At 69.0% G+C, this 1,032-nt stretch carries 2 protein-coding genes; one reads left to right on the plus strand and one right to left on the minus strand.

The window, feature by feature from the left end; translation table 11 throughout:
* Positions 1–421 (plus strand): GntR family transcriptional regulator (locus tag AC1D15_RS34065; RefSeq protein ID WP_477829552.1); only part of this gene is annotated, 421 nt, incomplete at its 5' end.
* Between the two features lie 17 nt (positions 422–438).
* Here AC1D15_RS34065 and AC1D15_RS34070 read toward each other — a convergent pair.
* Positions 439–1,032 (minus strand): MBL fold metallo-hydrolase (locus tag AC1D15_RS34070; RefSeq protein WP_477829553.1); only part of this gene is annotated, 594 nt, incomplete at its 5' end.

Raw genomic sequence — 1,032 nt, forward strand, 5'->3', positions numbered from 1 at the left:
GTGCGAGGTGGCGCGGCGGCTGGCCGGCAAGCTGAGTGCCGAGCAGCTGGCCGAGCTGCGCCAGCTGGTCGAGGCCGAGGCGCGGGCGACGAAGTCGCAGAACAAGCAGGAGGCGATCCGGCTGTCGGGCGAGTTCCACCTGAAGCTCGCGCGCATGAGCGGCAACCCGATCTTCGTGCGGCTGCTCGAGGAGCTGCTGCCGACCACCTCGCTGCTGATGGCGCTCTACAAGTCGCCCGGCGAGCCGATGTGCGTCGCACACAGCCACCAGCAACTGCTGCAGGTGATCGCGAAGGGCGCCGGCGCGGGCGCGTCGACCGAGATGCGGCGGCACCTGAACGAGATCGAGCGCAGCCTGTCGCAACCGGTGGCGAAGGCGGTGCCGGCGTTGCGGGATGTGTTTCGAGGGTATCGCTCGTAGGCCATCTATCCGTTCGGTCAGAGGCACGCGAAGCGATACACCCCGTCAGCATCCACCGAGCGCACGAGCTTCCCCGCCAGCCACAGCGCATGCAGGTGCGCGATCGATTCGCCCATCGCGAACGTCGTCTGGTGCAGGTCGAGCTTGCGGGTGAACAGCACCGTGAGCAGATCGGCCGCGCTCTGCGGCGCCTCGGCGCACGCCTTCATCACGTCAGCGAAGCGATCGTCGTGGTGCGTCACCAACTGCTGGATCCGCGTGTGCATGCCGCGGAACGGCCGGCCGTGCGACGGCAGCACCAGCGTGTCGGCCGGCAATGACGCGTAGCGCTGGATCGACGCCAGGTACAGCGGCAGCGGATCGGCCTCCGGCTCCAGGTCGATCACGCTGACGTTGGTCGAGATGCGCGGCAGCAGCATGTCGCCCGAGATCAGCACGCCGAGCCCGGCGCAGTGCAGCGACATGTGCTCCGGCGCATGCCCGTAGCCGGAGATGCACTGCCAGCCGTGCCCGCCGATCGTCAGCACCAWGCCGTCGAGCAGCCGGCGGAACGCGGCCGGCACCTGCGGCACCATCGTCGCGTAGTAGTTGCTGCGCGCCTTGATCCTGGC

This window comes from Rhizobacter sp. P2_H2 (genome assembly GCF_056403375.1).